Here is a 14,893-nt window from a genome sequence, read left to right as displayed (position 1 = left end):
CCGCAGGGCAGCGGCCGGGCCTTTTGATGAACCGGAATGGTCCGGCATTCAGTTACTCTTCAGCGCTTCGACGAAGGCCGTCGCCTCGATACCGGAGCCGTCCGCCTCGGAAATGACGCGCTCGACCACCGGAGCCGACCCGGCGTCGAACTTGGCGGCCTCTCCGGCGGGCAGAGTGATGACTTCCTTGCCGTCCGTCGACCCGAAATCGGCGAGCACCGTCTCCGCCGTCGACTGCCATGCGTCATGGCCGTGGCGCGCGGCCTGGCGTCCGGCCTCCGTCACGGCCTGGCGCTGCTCGTCGGTCAGCTCGCCCAGCGCGTCCCGGTTCATGATCAGGAAGAAGCTGGAGATCGTCGTCTTCATGCCCTGCGTCACGAATTTGGTGACCTCGCCGAGCTTGAACGCCTTCAGCGCCGTCGCGTCGATCATCGCGCCGTCGATGACGCCGGTCTGCATCGCATTGTAGATCTCCGGCGCCGGCATCGACACCGGCGTCGCGCCCCAGGCCTCGACCACGAGCCCGGCATTGCGCGACGGCACGCGGATCTTCATGCCCTGGAGGTCCTCGAGGGTCCCGATCGGCTTGCTGGCCGACAGGAGCAGGTTCGGCGCGTTGTTCCACAGCCCGAGCAGCGCGACGCGGCGATACTCGTTGGACAGCATGTCCATGTTCGCGAGGATGTGGTCCGTTCCCGTGGCCGCGTCGATCACGCCGGGCAGCTCAGTCAAAAGCGTCTTCGGGAAGTTGGCCGCGGTGTAGCCCGGCAGTCCGAAGGCGATGTCGGTGACGCCCTCGACGGTCCGGTTGTACTGCTCGGACGGCCCGGGCCCCAGTTCGCCGCCCATGTAGAAGGTGACGGTGACCTCCCCGCCCGTCGCCGTCTCCACGGACGTCTTGAACGGCTCGTAGACCGAGCCGACGACGAAGTGGCTCGGCGGCTGGAAGTCGGCGAGCTTCAGGTCATGCGCGGACGCAAGCGGCGCCGCCACGAGTACCGCTGCCGTGATGGCCGCCTGCAATACTGTCTTGAACACGTCTTTTCCTCCTGTTTGACATGCGTTGATGGGGTGCGAGGCGCGGCTTGCGCGGAGGCGTCAGCCCCGTCAACCGAACATCGAATTGGGAAGCAGGAGCGCGATTCCGGGTATCGCGATGATCAGCAAGAGGCCGAGAATCATTGCGATCAGGAAGGGCATCACACCCCGGAAGATGGTCGTCAGCGGCACGTCCCCGGCGACGCCGCGCACGACGAAGACGTTGAGCCCCACCGGCGGCGTGATCATCCCCATTTCGATGACGATCACCGCGACGACGCCGAACCAGATCGGATCGAAGCCGAAGGCGACGACGACCGGGAACACGATCGGGATGGTGACGACCAGCATCGACAGCCCGTCCATGAACATGCCGAGGATGAGATAGGCGATGATGATGACGAAGAGCGTGCCATAGGCGCCGAACCCGAGTTCGACGAGGCTGTCGCCGAGCGCCTCGGGGATCCGCGTGATGGCGAAGAACGGGTTGAGGACATTCGCGCCGATGACGATCATGTAGAGCATCGCCGAGGTGCTGAGCGTATTCAGCACCGCTTCCCTGAAGCCGGCGAAGGTCAGCCGCCGGCGAGTGAGAGCCAGAAGGATGACGAGTGCTGCACCGACGCCCGAAGCCTCGACCGGGGTGAAGACACCGGCATAGATGCCGCCGATCGAGATGACGATGATCGCCAGAAGCGGCGCGGCCTGGCCGAGAACACGGAAGCGCTTGCCGAGCGGCACCGGCTCGCCGCGCGGCCCGGCCTTCGGATCGAGGGTCGCGACGATCCAGATCGCGCCCATGAACAGCCCGGTCAGGAGCAGCCCCGGCAGGATGCCGGCCATGAACAGGCGGCCGATCGATTCTTCGGTGAGGACGGCGTAAAGCACGAAGCCGGTCGAGGGCGGGATCAAGAAGCCCAGCGTGCCGCCCGCGGCGATGGCCCCGGTGGAAAGGCTCGGCGCGTAGCCGAGGCGGCGCATCTCCGGCAGCGCGACCCGGCCAAGGGTCACAGCCGTCGCGACGGAGGATCCGGAGACGGCCGCGAACACCGCGCATCCGAGGACCGAAGCCGAGGCGAGCCCGCCCTTGAACCGGCCGACCCAGGCGAAGGCGGCGTCATAGAGGCCGCGGCTGAAGCCGGACACCGCCGAAATGTTGCCGAGAAGCACGAACATCGGCACGATGATGAGATTGTAGTTCGCGACGGCGGAATAGCTCTCGGTCAAGAGCACGCCGCCGGCGCTGCGCGAGCCCTCCAAAGTCCAATAGCCGAAGAAGCCGACGGCCAGCATGGCGAAGGCGACCGGCGTCCTGATGATGAGAAGGCCGAACAAGCAGGCGATGCCGATGAGGCCGACGGTGACCGGCGTCATTGCTGCGGGCCTTTCGCGATCAGGACGAGGAACTGGGCCGCGAAGACGAGCGCGCAAAGGGCCGCGCCCGCCGCCAGGATCGCGTAATAGGGCCAGAGCGGCATCCGCAGCATGTTGGTGGCGTCGCCCCATTCGAGAGCGTCGAGCACCTTCAGCGCCGCGCGGTGGGTCAGGACGGCGAGGATCACGATCGCGATGGCGCGCGACAGGACGTCGCCGATCAGCCGGCCCCACGCCCCGAGTATTGGATCGAAGACGTCGATGGCGACATGGTCGCCGCGAGCCGTGCAATAGGGAAGCGCCGACATGACCAGGGCGACGGCGGTCAGTTCGACGATCTCGTTCACCCCAAGCAGGGGCGCTCCGAAGGCGTAGCGCGACACCACGCCCGCCGTCACCACCACTACGACGCCGAGGAGGCAAAGGCCGCCGATCACCGTCAGTCCGATCGTCGCCTTCTCCAGGCGGCTGGACAGGCGTTCCAGTCCTTTCAGCATGATTCCTCCCTCGCAGTCCCGAGACGAAGTCCTCCCTCGCAGGGGCTGCTTGATCCTCTCACTAGCCGCCGCTGGTCCCCAATGCCCAATCCAAACCACAGGGAGCTCCATAAGATGAAGCTATGATGCCTTATGAACGGCCCGGCTTCGAATGAGTTCGAGAAGCATCGACTGCGCCCGTGTCGGAGCCCAGGTTTCGCGATAAGTCAGCCCGATTGGGCGACCGGGCCAACTCGTGCCGACATCGATTTCGGCGACGAGTCCTTTCGAAATCTCTGCAAGAGCCTGTTGCCCAGAGATGCAGCCGAGATGCTCGCTGGCAGCCACGATCTCGCGCATCAGGAGGATCGAGCCGGCCTCGATGATGCCGGCCGGCAGATCGATACTCTGAAAGAAGGCGTCGAACTGAAGCCGCGCGGGCGTCCCCTCGCGCGGCACCACCCACGGAAAGGCAGACAGCGCCTCGCGAGATACGCCGATTCGCCCGACGAGCGGATGATCATTGCCGGCGATGATCGTCAGGTGGTCGTCGAAAAGCTGTTCCTGCACGACGTCGCCGATCGGCGCCGGCTGGCGAAGCGCACCGACGATGACGTCGATGTCGCCGCGCCGGAGCCCCGTCAGGAGTTCGTCGTAGAGGCCGTCGACGACGAGGACCCTCTGTCCCGGACGGACGGAACGGAAGGCCACGAGCGCCTGCGGTAGCAGAGCCGAGCGGGCGAGCGGAAGCGCGCCGATGACGATGCGCCCGGCGTCGCGCCCGTCGAATTCCGCCAGATCCGCCTCCGCCTGGTCGAACTCGCGAAATGCCAGGAGGACGGCACGCGCCAGCGCCGTCGTCTGGCGCGTGGCGACCATGCCGAAGGACACCCGCTCGAACAGCCTGCGCCCTGCCTCCCGCTCGAGCAGCGTAATCGCCCGGTGGACGGTGGGCTGCGCGAGGTCCAGCCGGCGGGCGGCCAGCGTCACGTTCTCTGTTTCGACGACGGCGGCCAGCGCTTGCAACTGGGCCATGGTCGCCGTGAGTTTCAGGCGCGGCGAGATGTCCGCAAGCGCCGGATCGAGGCGATCGAAGGCTCTCCGCAGCCGGTCGACGAGAGCGCCTCCCCGAGGCGTAACGAAGAAACCCTGCCTCGTCCGGTCGAAAAGCGGGCCACCGAAGTCCCGCTCGAGCTTGCCGATCGCCTGCGTCACCGCGGGCTGCGAGACATGGGCGGCCTGGGATGCGAGGGTGAGCTTGCCGGTATCGGCGACCGCGAGAAACAGTCGCAAGTGGCGCAGGTTGCGCGAATTCACAAGCGGTTCAAGACGGCGTCGGCGCGGGTCGCCAGCCCGTGGTCTCCGGCAGCCGGATCCTCGTCTTCGAAGGCGAGGCCGAGCGCGCCGATCTGCTGCTGCCAAGCGGCGATGGCCACGCTCATGCGGGGTGGCAGGCCGAGCGCGGCGACCGTCTTCTCGACCTCCTCCATCTCGGCCGCACGGCGGCTTCCGTGGGCCGTCATCCGTTCGAGATTGTAGCTCGAACGGGCCTGCCAGTCGAAACCCGGATCGGACGCCTGCAGGGAGGCGAGGACCTGGGCTTCGACGCCTGCCCGGCGGGCTGCGAGAATGCATTCGGCCGTCAGCGCCTCAAGACCCTTGATCATCACCGACCGCAACATCTTGATGGCCGAAGCTTGTCCCACCTCCATCCCGGCGACGGCGGCATTCATGTCGAGTGCCGTAAGAACGGCAAGCCCGGCTTCGGCATGCGGGCCGGCGATAAGGACGGGAACGCGGTGCTTCTTCGGATGCACCGGCGCCATGATCGCCATGTCGACGTAGCGCCCGCCGGCGGCTTCGACGATGGCGGCCGCCTGCCGCTTGCTGTCTGGGCTGCAACTGTTGCCATCAAACCAGAGCGTGCCGGGGACGACAGACGCCGAAGCGTGGCGCGCCGCGACCACCGCCTGGTCCGCAGTCACTAAGCAAAACACGGTCGCCGCACCGGCAAGCGCATCTGCAGCCAAAGAATAACCCGCGATGTCGGCCTCCCGACACCGCGCCGCCATCGCCTCGCGGGTTTCGCTCGACGCCAATTTGACGTCAAAAGCCGCAAGGGTCCTCCGAGCAACTGGCCAACCGGCGCTGATCGTCCGACCTGCCTCGCCGAAGCCGATGATGGCGATCCGTCCGTTCACTGCATCATTCCCTCTTATCCTCACTCGTCGCCACCTTTGCACGGACACGCGCGGAAGAGGAGAAGCTATAGCGTCAACTTATGTCGTCGCGCTTGCTTCCGAATTGCTGCGAATCGGGCGGGGGTGAAAGGTCGCTGCCAGAACAATGCAGGAGACGGCCATGTCCGCCCAGAAAACCGCTCTCGTTATCTCCGCCCATGCCGCCGATTTCGTCTGGCGCTGCGGCGGGGCGATCGCGCTTCACGCTGACAAAGGCTATGCCGTGACGGTCCTCTGCCTCTCCTTCGGCGAGCGCGGCGAGAGCGCCAAGCTTTGGAAAAAGGAGGACATGACGCTTCAGAGGGTCAAGGACGAGCGCCGCAAGGAGGCCGAGGAGGCCGCAAGCGCGCTCGGCGTCCACGACCTCGTCTGCCTCGACCTCGGCGACTATCCGCTCGAGTTCTCTCGCGACAACAAGATGAAGATCGTCGACGTGATCCGGCGGGTGCAGCCAGCCTTCATGCTCTCCCATTCGCGCTACGACCCCTACAACACCGACCACATGAACACGATGCAGGCGGTGCTCGAATGCCGGATGATCGCCCAAGCCTGGGGGCACAATCCGGGCGAGAAGGTGCTCGGCGCGCCCCAACTCTATCTCTTCGAGCCGCACCAGACCGAGCAGATGGGATGGAAGCCCGACACCTTCCTCGACATCACGCCGGTCTGGGAGAAGAAGCGTGCGGCGATCGAGGCCATGCAGGGCCAGGAGCATCTCTGGGAATACTACACCCGCGTCGCCATCAACCGCGCCAACCACTTCAAGCGCAATTCCGGCGGCCAGTCAGGCGGGCGGGACTGCCGATATGCCGAAGGCTTCGAATCCGTCTTCCCTCGGACGGTGGACGAACTCTGAGCGACCTCGGCCAAGACCACTTGGGAGGTGAGACCACATGAACACGCCGACGACCACCAGCTTCGACATCGCCCATCTCGGCCATGTCGAGATGTTCACCGATCGCTTCGACGAGAGCCTCGACTTCTTCACGCGGGTCTATGGGCTGAAGCTCTCCGAACAGGACAAGACCTCGGCCTATCTGCGCGCCTGGGACGACTACGAGCACTGCTCGTTGAAACTGACGCGCTCGGACCGGACCGGCGTCGGCCATGTAGCCTATCGTGCCGCCTCGCCGGAAGCGCTGGAGCGCCGCGTCGCCGCGATTGAGACATCGGCCTACAAGACCCATGGCTGGATCGACGGCGACGAGAGCCACGGTCGCGCCTTCCGCTTCGAGGACCCGTTCGGCCACGTCTTCGAGATCTACTACGACACCGTCTGGTACAGGCCCCGGGACGCGGCGGAGGCGCATCCGCTGAAGAACATGGCGTCGGCCTTCACCGGCGCTGCGCCGCGGCGGATCGACCATCTGAACCTTCTCGCTGTAGACGTCGCCGAGTTCCGCCGCTTCATGGAAACCTGCCTCGGCAGCCGCGTGACGGAATACATACAGCTCGACAACGGCCGGATCGGCGGCTGCTGGTTCACCGTCAACAACAAGACCTACGACCTCGCCTGCACCGAGGAGCATGGCAAAAGCCATGGCCGGTTCCACCACGTCACCTACGCCACCGACCAGCGCGAAGACATTCTGCGGGCGGCCGACATCTTCCTGCAGAACGGCGTCCACATCGAGACCGGCCCTCACAAGCATGCGATCCAGGGCACCTTCTTTCTCTATGTTTGGGAGCCCGCCGGCAACCGGGTCGAACTTGCAAATGCCGGCGCCCGGCTCATCCTCGCTCCCGACTGGCAACCAGTCGTCTGGACCGAGACCGATCGGAAGAAGGGCCAGGCCTGGGGCCTCAAGACCATCGAGACATTCCACACCCACGGCACCCCGCCGGTCAAAGCCTGAGGGAACGCAACGTCATGGCCTTCAACATCCATGCCATATCACCCAACACGCCCGGCTACGTGGTCCAGGACGTCCAGCGTGCCGATCCATCGGTGATCGCCCGCCTCGCCGAAGCCGGCACCTCCACGGTCCACGAGGCGCAGGGGCGGATCGGCTATCTTGGCAGCGGGCTTCGTCCCATCCAGGTAGGCGTGCGCGTCGCCGGCTCGGCCGTGACCATCTCCTCGGCTCCCGGCGACAACTGGATGCTGCATGTGGCAATCGAGCAGTTGAAGGACGGGGACATCCTGGTGATGGCGCCGACCAGCCCCAGCGACGACGGCTACTTCGGCGATCTGCTGGCGACGAGCGCCAAGGCCCGCGGCTGCCGCGGCCTGATCATTGAGGCCGGTGTCCGCGACGTCGCCGATCTGAAGGCGATGAATTTCCCGGTCTGGTCGAAGGCGGTTTCCTCGCAGGGCACGATCAAGGAGACGCTCGGCTCGGTGAACGTGTCGATCATCTGCGGCGGCCAACTGGTCGAGGCCGGGGACGTCATCGTCGCCGACGACGACGGCGTCTGCGTCGTCAGGCGGGCCGATGCCGCCTCGGTCGCCGAAAAAGCCAAAGCCCGAACCGACAACGAGGAGGCCAAGCGCCTGCGCCTCGCCGCCGGCGAACTCGGCCTCGACATCTATTCCATGCGCGAACGGCTGGTCGCAAAGGGCCTGAAATATGTATGAGACGCCCGGTCCAGGGACGGCGACTCACGATGCGGTCGGCTCCGATCCGCTGCATGACGGCATTCCGTGCCTGTGGATGCGCGGTGGCACATCGAAAGGCGCTTATTTCGTCAGTACAGATCTTCCGGCGGATGAGGCCGAGCGCAACGACCTTCTCCTGCGGATCATGGGGTCACCCGACCAGCGTCAGATCGACGGCATCGGCGGCGCCGATCCTTTGACCTCCAAGGTTGCGATCCTTTCGCTATCAAGTCGCGAAGACGCCGACGTCGACTATCTCTTCCTCCAGGTTTTCGTCGATCAGGCGCTGGTTTCGGACGTCCAAGGCTGCGGCAACATCCTCGCCGGCGTCGGCCCGGCGGCGATCGAGCGCGGTCTCGTCTGCGTCGCAGGTGAGGAGACGACCGTCCGCATTCACATGATCAACACCGGCGAGGTCGCCAACGCCCGTGTCCAGACGCCAAACGGTCGCGTATCCTACGCCGGCCAGGCTTCGATCGACGGCGTGCCGGGCCATCATGCAGCCGTGCCTCTGATGTTCGGGAACATTGCCGGTTCGATGTGCGGCGCCCTGCTCCCCACCGGTAACATGGTCGATGTCATTGACGGCATCGAGGCGACGCTGATCGACAACGGTATGCCGATCGTCGTGATGCGGGCGAGCGATCTAGGGATCGACGGCTCCGAAAGCCGCGAAGTGCTGGAAGCCAACGCCAGCATGAAGGCACGTCTCGAAGCGATCCGGCTGAAGGCCGGGCCTATGATGAATCTCGGCGACGTGACCAGAAAATCCGTGCCGAAGATGACGCTGGTCTCGCCCGCCACAGCCGGCGGCACGATCTCGACCCGCAGCTTCATTCCCCATCGTTGCCATGCGACGATCGGCGTCTTCGCCGCCGTCTCAGTTGCGACGGCCTGCGCGCTGGAGGGGACGCCGGCCAGCGAGATGGTCGGTTCGCACCCTGATGGCCGGTTCATGATCGAACATCCTACAGGCGCCGTCGAAGTCCTCATCGAACGGGACGAGACAGGCGTCACAATCGGTGCGGGTACGTTGCGCACCGCACGGAAACTTTTCGATGGTCGAGTGTTCGCACGCGGATAAGTCGATTTGGTTTGCTTTCAAATGCCAACACGTGAAATCCACTATCATCCAACCCTACGTAGTGACCCCGGTTTTGGTGCGATCAGTGGCATAGCGTGCCGATCGGCGTCGGGACTCCACGACGAGCCACAGTATGAAGAAGGCGAAGATGGTCATCGTTGCCGCGATCGAAGCCGCGGTGCCCGTCTTCAGCAGCGGCGGACCTTCAGGTAGGCGGCCTCGATCCAGAGAGAGGGCCAGCCTACCTTCGATCAGCCGCTCTCGAGCGCCTTTCGTCGAGAGCAGCGAGATCGGGATAGAAGGAGCGACTATTGAGGAGAACGTCGGCATGCGCCTCGCCAAATCCGTCGCGCTCGCGCTTGCGCATCAATGGACCGCCGTCGAGGCCAGCGTTCCGCAGACGGTCCCGCGTCTGATTGTCGAAGCTCGGGGAGCGGCAATACCGCTGTTCTTGTCGAAACGTATCGATGACGAAGGGAAACCGGCTCGGCGGAACACCAAGCCGGTGGAGATAGCGCAGGCCGGGACAATCACCGATGAAGTCGAGGCTGCGACGCGCTCCGAACACCGAAATCAACCGGTAGGCCCATCCCACGTCCTCATCCGCTACGAGCTGATCCTCCGATCGCGATCCGACCCGACGCCCGGCGACGGCGAAGCTCTCGAGTTCGGCCAACGCCCGCGAGATCTCCTCGCGAAACAGGATGGCGAGTGCTCGGCGTTCCACGCTTTCGTCATGACCATCGACTGAATGCCTTCCAATCGCGCGTTCAACTGCATGGCCAGGGACATGGCCGCGCATGGGCGGTGATTCTCAGACTTAGCGATAGGTGCTTCCTACGGCCGCAATTGTCCTTGCCGGCCGGAAGTCTTGGTCGCCAGTGATAGACATTGCCCCGCTGAACGAGATTGGAAACATGATGTCGTACGGCCATTGCCTACGTGCGCCCTACCAGGGACCGGGCAGCTTGTGCCCCAGTCCTGTGCCTCAGTTTGGTGCATCAAACCGGACATTGGCAGCGAGTGGGGTTCCCAGTGAGAGGGAATCTGGCAATGAAATCAGTGATCGGGAGAGCGTTGGCTGGGGAACCTGGATCCCCAGCCAGAGGACGGTCAAGTCTCTGTAAACAATGTTGGTTCCGGCTCCAGCCACGCGATGGGCGCCACTTCTGTGCCCTGGTTAGGGGCCGACGTCAACGTGAGACGAGCCACTGCTTCGTCGACCAAATGCTGGCTCCCGGAAATGATTTCTGATTTCGAAACCCAGTTCCTCGTCATCATCATGCGCCGTCTGAAATATGCCGGCCAGACTTGCGAGGAGATTGTGGTGCATTGGCCGCACCGTGGCGCATGTGCTGGTCAGCAAATACGTCGATCACCGCCGCTATACCGTCAGGCGCAACTCTATGCCGCCAGAGCCTTAACCTGGACCGCTCGACGCTCGCCGACTGGGTTGGCAAGGCAGCCTTCCTGCTCCGGCCGGTCCAGAGGAGGCTGTTCGAGCGGCTGAAAGCCTCAGACAAACTCTTTGCCGACGCGACGACAGCGCCAGTGCTCGATCGCGGCGCTGCCGCACCAAGACGGCACAGTTGTTCGCCTATGCACGCGATGATGCCCCCTGGGGCGGGATCGGTCCGCCCGGCGTTGCCTACCTCTATACGCCCGATCGTAAGGCCGAACAGCCATTCCGAAATCTGCTGGACTTCGTCGGGATCCTACAGTTCGAGGCTATGCCGGATACCGGCGTGGCCTTCTGCTGGTCGCCGCTTCTACGAACTGGCGCAGTCCGTTGGACGCTCTCGCGAAAATCCCTATGCACGCTCGCCTGTGTCAGCAGTCGCTCGATGCTCTACCGGATTAAGGGCGGGGACAGCCAAGATCCCGAATCTTTCAAATCGGAAACCGGCCGGGAGGGAGAGAGTTTGCCGTCCAACGTTTGCACTGATGGCCCGTAGAGGCACCTCAGATTACCAATTTCCTCAGCGGAATAGTGAGAGAATCGACTGGGAGTTACCGTTCGCAATCGACAAAGCCTGGACGCCAAGTTGCTGCTGAACCTGCAATGCTTTGAGGCGCGTCGACTCCTTGTTCATGTCAGCGTCAACCAGCGTGCCGACGCCCCGGTCGATCGTATCCTTCAGGTTGGACACAAAGGTTGACTGATTTTCAGCGCGCTTCCTCGCCGCGCCAAGGTCGGCAGCCGCCGTTATCATCTTGCCGAGCATCGCGTCGACGCTGGAGATATGACCTTCGATCTCGATCGAACTCGCATTTGTGATGTCGATGGCAGTAATGCCTGACGTGCCCGTTGCGGTTAGCGTCAGGTTGGTGATCGCAACCGGCCCCGATGCAGGCATATTGTTGATATCGATAACGCCGCCAAGATCAACGTTATCGAAGTCGCCCCAGCTAACGTATCCAGCATTTGTAAATGCAGCATCCAACACGCTCTTCATGGCAGCGCTTGTCGAGACTGTGCCGTCGGACGAGCCAAGTGTGGCGTCGATCAGCGCCTTGTCGATCGTGATGGTGCGTGCCGGATTGGCTCCCAAAGCCAAGTCAAAATTAACGGTTTCAGCAGCACTGAGCGCGAATGAGGAGAAGTTGAACCTGACCCCCGGAACTCCGGTTCCCGAGTCTTCTACAAGTCCACCAATGCTCGACAGCGGCCCCGTCGCAGCCCCCGCGTCAAGCAATCCATCCGCTGTCGCCGACCCATCGAAAAGTGCGATTCTCGAAGCATCTATATCTATGGTTCCGATAGATACGGCTCCAGAAGATGACCGGTTGAAGGATGACACGATCGACTTTGTTGCATTATAGCCCGTGTCGTCGCTATTAACCGACAGCCAGTTTTCACCAGAGAATGACGACGCCGCAGCAGTCGAGATCAACTGCTCTTGGAGTTGGGTGATCTCAGACTGTACTTTCGCCCGGTCGACGCCCGGTTCGCGTGCCGCGACCAGCTTCGCCTTGATTTCGTCAACCAGATCGATCGCTGCCGTCATGCCGGTATAAGCAGTGTCGATCTTCGCCATGCCTAACCCAAGTGCGTCTTGAACGGCTGACAGTGAGTTGTTGTCTGACCGCATCGTCGTAGCAATCGACCAGTAGGCCGCGTTGTCCGCCGCTACGGCGACGCGGAAGCCGGTGGAAATTCGGGATTGAGTAGCCGACAGTGCCGCATTGGTCGCGCTCAATGTCTTCAGCGCGGTCATTGCCGAAGAATTGGTTATAATGCTCGTCATACTCTAGTAACCCGCAAGCTTCGGAACACATATTTCTCTTCGCATGCGAACCGCATATATCGCTTCCGAGTGACTCTGTTGGTGCCATTGATGACAATAAGAGTTTAATCAGAAGCTAAGAGATCGCCTGTGCCGGCTCATTTACCGTTGAGCGGAAATAGGTGAAGGATCTCGACGCTCACGCGATACCATTCCCGATCGCATCTGATGCAATCGTGTCCGTGCCTTGCCAGCAGCCAAGGTTCTGGATGTCACACAGATGTAGGGTGTTCGCACAGCGGACGTACAGGTTTGTTCTTGCGACTTTCAAGCTCGGACAGGGACAGGGCCACAACAGTGTTGTGCAGCCCGGCCCGCTCAAGGCTCTTCGATTACACTAGCCTGTATCAGAATGCAGGCGGATCGCTCGTCTATTTGGAAATACCGCCTGGGGGAAACTCAATACAGCCGGAGCTGTTGGCCTGGTCGGCCCCCACGGGGTGGTACTCCCTGAAGTATGGCTTGCCGCACATTGGAGGACGAGAGCAGGCCGCAGAAGAAGCACAAGCCTGAAGAGATCGTCGCGAAGCTGCGGCAGGTCGATGTCCTGGTATCGCAGGGGCCACGAGTGGTCGAATGTCCAGAACGGACCTGCAGGTCGTAATCCCGACTCCGTTGCCTGACACAGGAACCCGTACAGCGGCGGCGCGTGCGGCGCTGCCCGACATCAAGGCCCGCACTGCGTAGGCGTTCCGGTCAGCTCATGAAAGTGTCTCTCCATGGAAGATGCCCGGTTCGGCTTTGACGCCTACCACGTCCTGCTCGTGGCGCTGGGATCGAGTTTGCTCGTCTCGTACTGGGTACCCCATCTGCTTGTGAGGCGGCCGCCTGCTGCAACGGCGCTTCTCATGGCCTGCGGCATGGTGGGTTCACTGCTGTTTCCCGACATCGTCAATGGGATCGACCCCACGCAGAATCCAGCGATCTGGGAGATCGCGGCAGAGTTGGTCGTGATCGTCGTCCTGTTCGCCACGGGCCTGCGGATCGACAATCTGGGTGGATTGCGGCTTTGGAGCCCAACCTTCCGGCTCCTCGCCATCACAATGAACCGCGCCGGGTTTTCCGGAGACCTCATTTCCTGAGAGAATGGGGTCATCATGACAAAATCGACATCGAAGAGATATTCGCCAGAGGTTCGTGAGCGGGCTGTCCGAATGGTGCGAGAGCATCGAGCTGATCACGCTTCCCGGTGGGAGGCGATTTCATCCATTGCGGCCAAGATCGGCTGCTCAGGCGAGACGCTGCGCAAGTGGGTGCAGCAGGCCGAGCGTGATCAGGGCGGTCGTGCTGGACAGACGAGCGAGGAACGGGACCGGATCAAGGCTCTTGAACGCGAGGTCCGCGAACTTCGCCAGGCCAATGAGATCCTGCGCAAGGCGTCGGCGTATTTTGCCCAGGCGGAGCTCGACCGCCGGTTCAAGCCATGACAGCGTTCATCGACAATCATCGTGACGTCTATGGGGTCGAGCCGATCTGCCGGGTTCTGCCGATCGCCCCGTCGACCTACCACGAGCACGCTGCTCGCAAACGGGATCCGTCTCGCAGGCCGGCCCGGGAGCACCGCGATGGCAAGCTCTGCGAGGACATCCGCCGCGTCTTCGAGACGAACTTCGGCGTCTACGGCGTCCGCAAGGTCTGGCGCCAGATGAAGCGCGAGGGCATCGACGTTGCCCGCTGCACGGTCGCCCGGCTGATGAGAAGCATGGGCCTGAAGGGTGTCGTGCGTGGCAAGCCGGTGAAGACGACGATCAGCGACAAGGCCACACCCTGTCCGCTCGACCGAGTAAACCGGCAGTTCCAGGCGCCCCGGCCGAACGCCTTGTGGGTCAGCGACTTCACCTATGTCGCCACGTGGCGCGGCTTCGTCTACGTGGCGTTCGTTATCGACACCTTTGCCCGCCGGATTGTCGGCTGGCGCGTGTCGCGGACGGCCCACACTGACTTCGTCCTCGACGCTCTGGAGCAGGCGCTTCACGATCGGCGACCCTACGCGGGCGATGGCCGGGACTGTCAGGAATTCCGTGTGTGAGCGGGCATAATGGGACCGAAGGAGAGACCCATGGCCCGCCGCAAAGAACCCAGCATTCCTGACGCGCTTCTCGACCAGCTTCTGTCTGGCGCCGATCCGAAGACTGCCTTCGACCCGGGCGGTTTGCTCGACGGCCTGAAGAAGGCATTCGCCGAGCGTGCCCTGAACGCCGAGATGGATCACCATCTGGCCGGCGAGAACGGCGCCGGAAACGGCCGTAATGGCTACGGCCGCAAGACCGTGACGACGGACAGCGGCAAGTTCAATCTTGCCGTGCCGCGGGATCGGCAGGGCAGCTTCGACCCGCAGCTCATTGCCAAATATCAGCGGCGGTTCCCGGGCTTCGACGAGAAGATCATCTCGATGTATGCCCGGGGAATGAGCAATCGGGAGATTGTTGGGCACCTTCACGATCTCTACGGCGTCGATGTTTCTGCGGACCTGATTTCGGTGGTCACGGACGCCGTTCTGGAAGAGGTCGCCGCCTGGCAGGCCAGGCCACTGGAGGCGGTCTATCCGATCGTGTTCTTCGATGCTCTGCGTGTGAAGATCCGCGACGAAGGCTTCGTCAGAAACAAGGCGGTCCACATCGCCCTTGGCGTGCGCGCCGACGGCACCAAGGAAATCCTCGGCCTCTGGCTCGAGCAGAACGAGGGCGCCAAGTTCTGGCTGCGGGTCATGAACGAGATGAAGCACCGCGGCGTTGAGGACGTCCTGCTTGCCATCGTCGACGGGCTGAAGGGCTTTCCTGAGGCCATCGTCGCCG

At 63.2% G+C, this 14,893-nt stretch carries 13 protein-coding genes, 2 pseudogenes and 1 other annotated feature; of the genes and pseudogenes, 9 read left to right on the top strand and 6 right to left on the bottom strand.

Going from position 1 to position 14,893, the window contains the following annotated elements; translation table 11 throughout:
* Positions 1-48: 48 nt before the first annotated feature.
* The 5 genes from SI859A1_RS02950 to SI859A1_RS02930 form a co-directional block, all read right to left on the bottom strand.
* On the bottom strand, positions 49-1,038 hold the full coding sequence (locus tag SI859A1_RS02950) for a TRAP transporter substrate-binding protein (RefSeq protein WP_009208380.1): 990 nt from the start codon (positions 1,036-1,038) through the stop codon (positions 49-51).
* Between the two features lie 69 nt (positions 1,039-1,107).
* Entirely contained in the window at positions 1,108-2,412 is a 1,305-nt protein-coding gene (locus SI859A1_RS02945) for a TRAP transporter large permease (protein WP_009208379.1), read from the bottom strand.
* A complete protein-coding gene (locus SI859A1_RS02940) occupies positions 2,409-2,909 on the bottom strand; it encodes a TRAP transporter small permease (protein ID WP_040325113.1) in 501 nt (166 codons plus the stop codon). The genes SI859A1_RS02945 and SI859A1_RS02940 overlap by 4 nt, the downstream gene beginning before the upstream one ends.
* A gap of 120 nt (positions 2,910-3,029) precedes the next feature.
* Positions 3,030-4,205, bottom strand: a complete 1,176-nt coding sequence (locus SI859A1_RS02935) for a LysR family transcriptional regulator (protein WP_009208378.1) — start codon at positions 4,203-4,205, stop codon at positions 3,030-3,032.
* Positions 4,202-5,089, bottom strand: coding sequence for an NAD(P)-dependent oxidoreductase (locus tag SI859A1_RS02930; protein ID WP_040325112.1), 888 nt, complete (start codon positions 5,087-5,089; stop codon positions 4,202-4,204). The genes SI859A1_RS02935 and SI859A1_RS02930 overlap by 4 nt, the downstream gene beginning before the upstream one ends.
* 160 nt (positions 5,090-5,249) lie before the next feature.
* Here SI859A1_RS02930 and SI859A1_RS02925 point away from each other — a divergent pair, with 160 nt between their 5' ends.
* The 6 genes and pseudogenes from SI859A1_RS02925 to SI859A1_RS20695 form a co-directional block, all read left to right on the top strand.
* Positions 5,250-5,984, top strand: coding sequence for a PIG-L deacetylase family protein (locus SI859A1_RS02925; protein ID WP_040326212.1), 735 nt, complete (start codon positions 5,250-5,252; stop codon positions 5,982-5,984).
* Positions 5,985-6,021: 37 nt separating this feature from the next.
* On the top strand, positions 6,022-6,984 hold the full coding sequence (locus SI859A1_RS02920; RefSeq protein WP_009208375.1) for a VOC family protein: 963 nt from the start codon (positions 6,022-6,024) through the stop codon (positions 6,982-6,984).
* Between the two features lie 14 nt (positions 6,985-6,998).
* Positions 6,999-7,706, top strand: coding sequence for a 4-carboxy-4-hydroxy-2-oxoadipate aldolase/oxaloacetate decarboxylase (locus SI859A1_RS02915; protein WP_009208374.1), 708 nt, complete (start codon positions 6,999-7,001; stop codon positions 7,704-7,706).
* A gap of 49 nt (positions 7,707-7,755) precedes the next feature.
* Entirely contained in the window at positions 7,756-8,811 is a 1,056-nt protein-coding gene (locus SI859A1_RS02910) for a 4-oxalomesaconate tautomerase (protein WP_276324907.1), read from the top strand.
* A 133-nt stretch (positions 8,812-8,944) separates the two neighbouring features.
* Entirely contained in the window at positions 8,945-9,562 is a 618-nt protein-coding gene (locus SI859A1_RS02905) for a hypothetical protein (protein ID WP_009208372.1), read from the top strand.
* 489 nt (positions 9,563-10,051) lie between these two features.
* Positions 10,052-10,586 (top strand): annotated as a pseudogene (locus tag SI859A1_RS20695) (IS66 family transposase); the annotation flags it as partial.
* Between the two features lie 204 nt (positions 10,587-10,790).
* Here SI859A1_RS20695 and SI859A1_RS02900 read toward each other — a convergent pair.
* On the bottom strand, positions 10,791-12,059 hold the full coding sequence (locus tag SI859A1_RS02900) for a flagellin N-terminal helical domain-containing protein (RefSeq protein WP_009208370.1): 1,269 nt from the start codon (positions 12,057-12,059) through the stop codon (positions 10,791-10,793).
* 758 nt (positions 12,060-12,817) lie between these two features.
* On the opposite strand from SI859A1_RS02900, the gene SI859A1_RS02895 reads away from it, so the two are divergent.
* The 3 genes and pseudogenes from SI859A1_RS02895 to SI859A1_RS02880 form a co-directional block, all read left to right on the top strand.
* On the top strand, positions 12,818-13,180 hold the full coding sequence (locus SI859A1_RS02895) for a hypothetical protein (RefSeq protein WP_009207882.1): 363 nt from the start codon (positions 12,818-12,820) through the stop codon (positions 13,178-13,180).
* Between the two features lie 15 nt (positions 13,181-13,195).
* Positions 13,196-14,100: pseudogene (locus SI859A1_RS20690) on the top strand (IS3 family transposase); the annotation flags it as partial.
* Positions 13,480-13,596 (top strand) — a sequence feature (AL1L pseudoknot). Its footprint overlaps the pseudogene before it by 117 nt.
* A gap of 57 nt (positions 14,101-14,157) precedes the next feature.
* Positions 14,158-14,893: IS256 family transposase (locus SI859A1_RS02880; protein ID WP_040326208.1), on the top strand; the 736-nt coding region annotated here is incomplete at its 3' end.

Source organism: Aurantimonas manganoxydans SI85-9A1, assembly GCF_000153465.1.
GTDB classification, from domain to species: Bacteria; Pseudomonadota; Alphaproteobacteria; order Rhizobiales; family Rhizobiaceae; genus Aurantimonas; species Aurantimonas manganoxydans.
The sequence above is the reverse complement of the archived record's forward strand: the minus strand, read 5'-3'. Positions and strand labels throughout refer to the sequence as shown.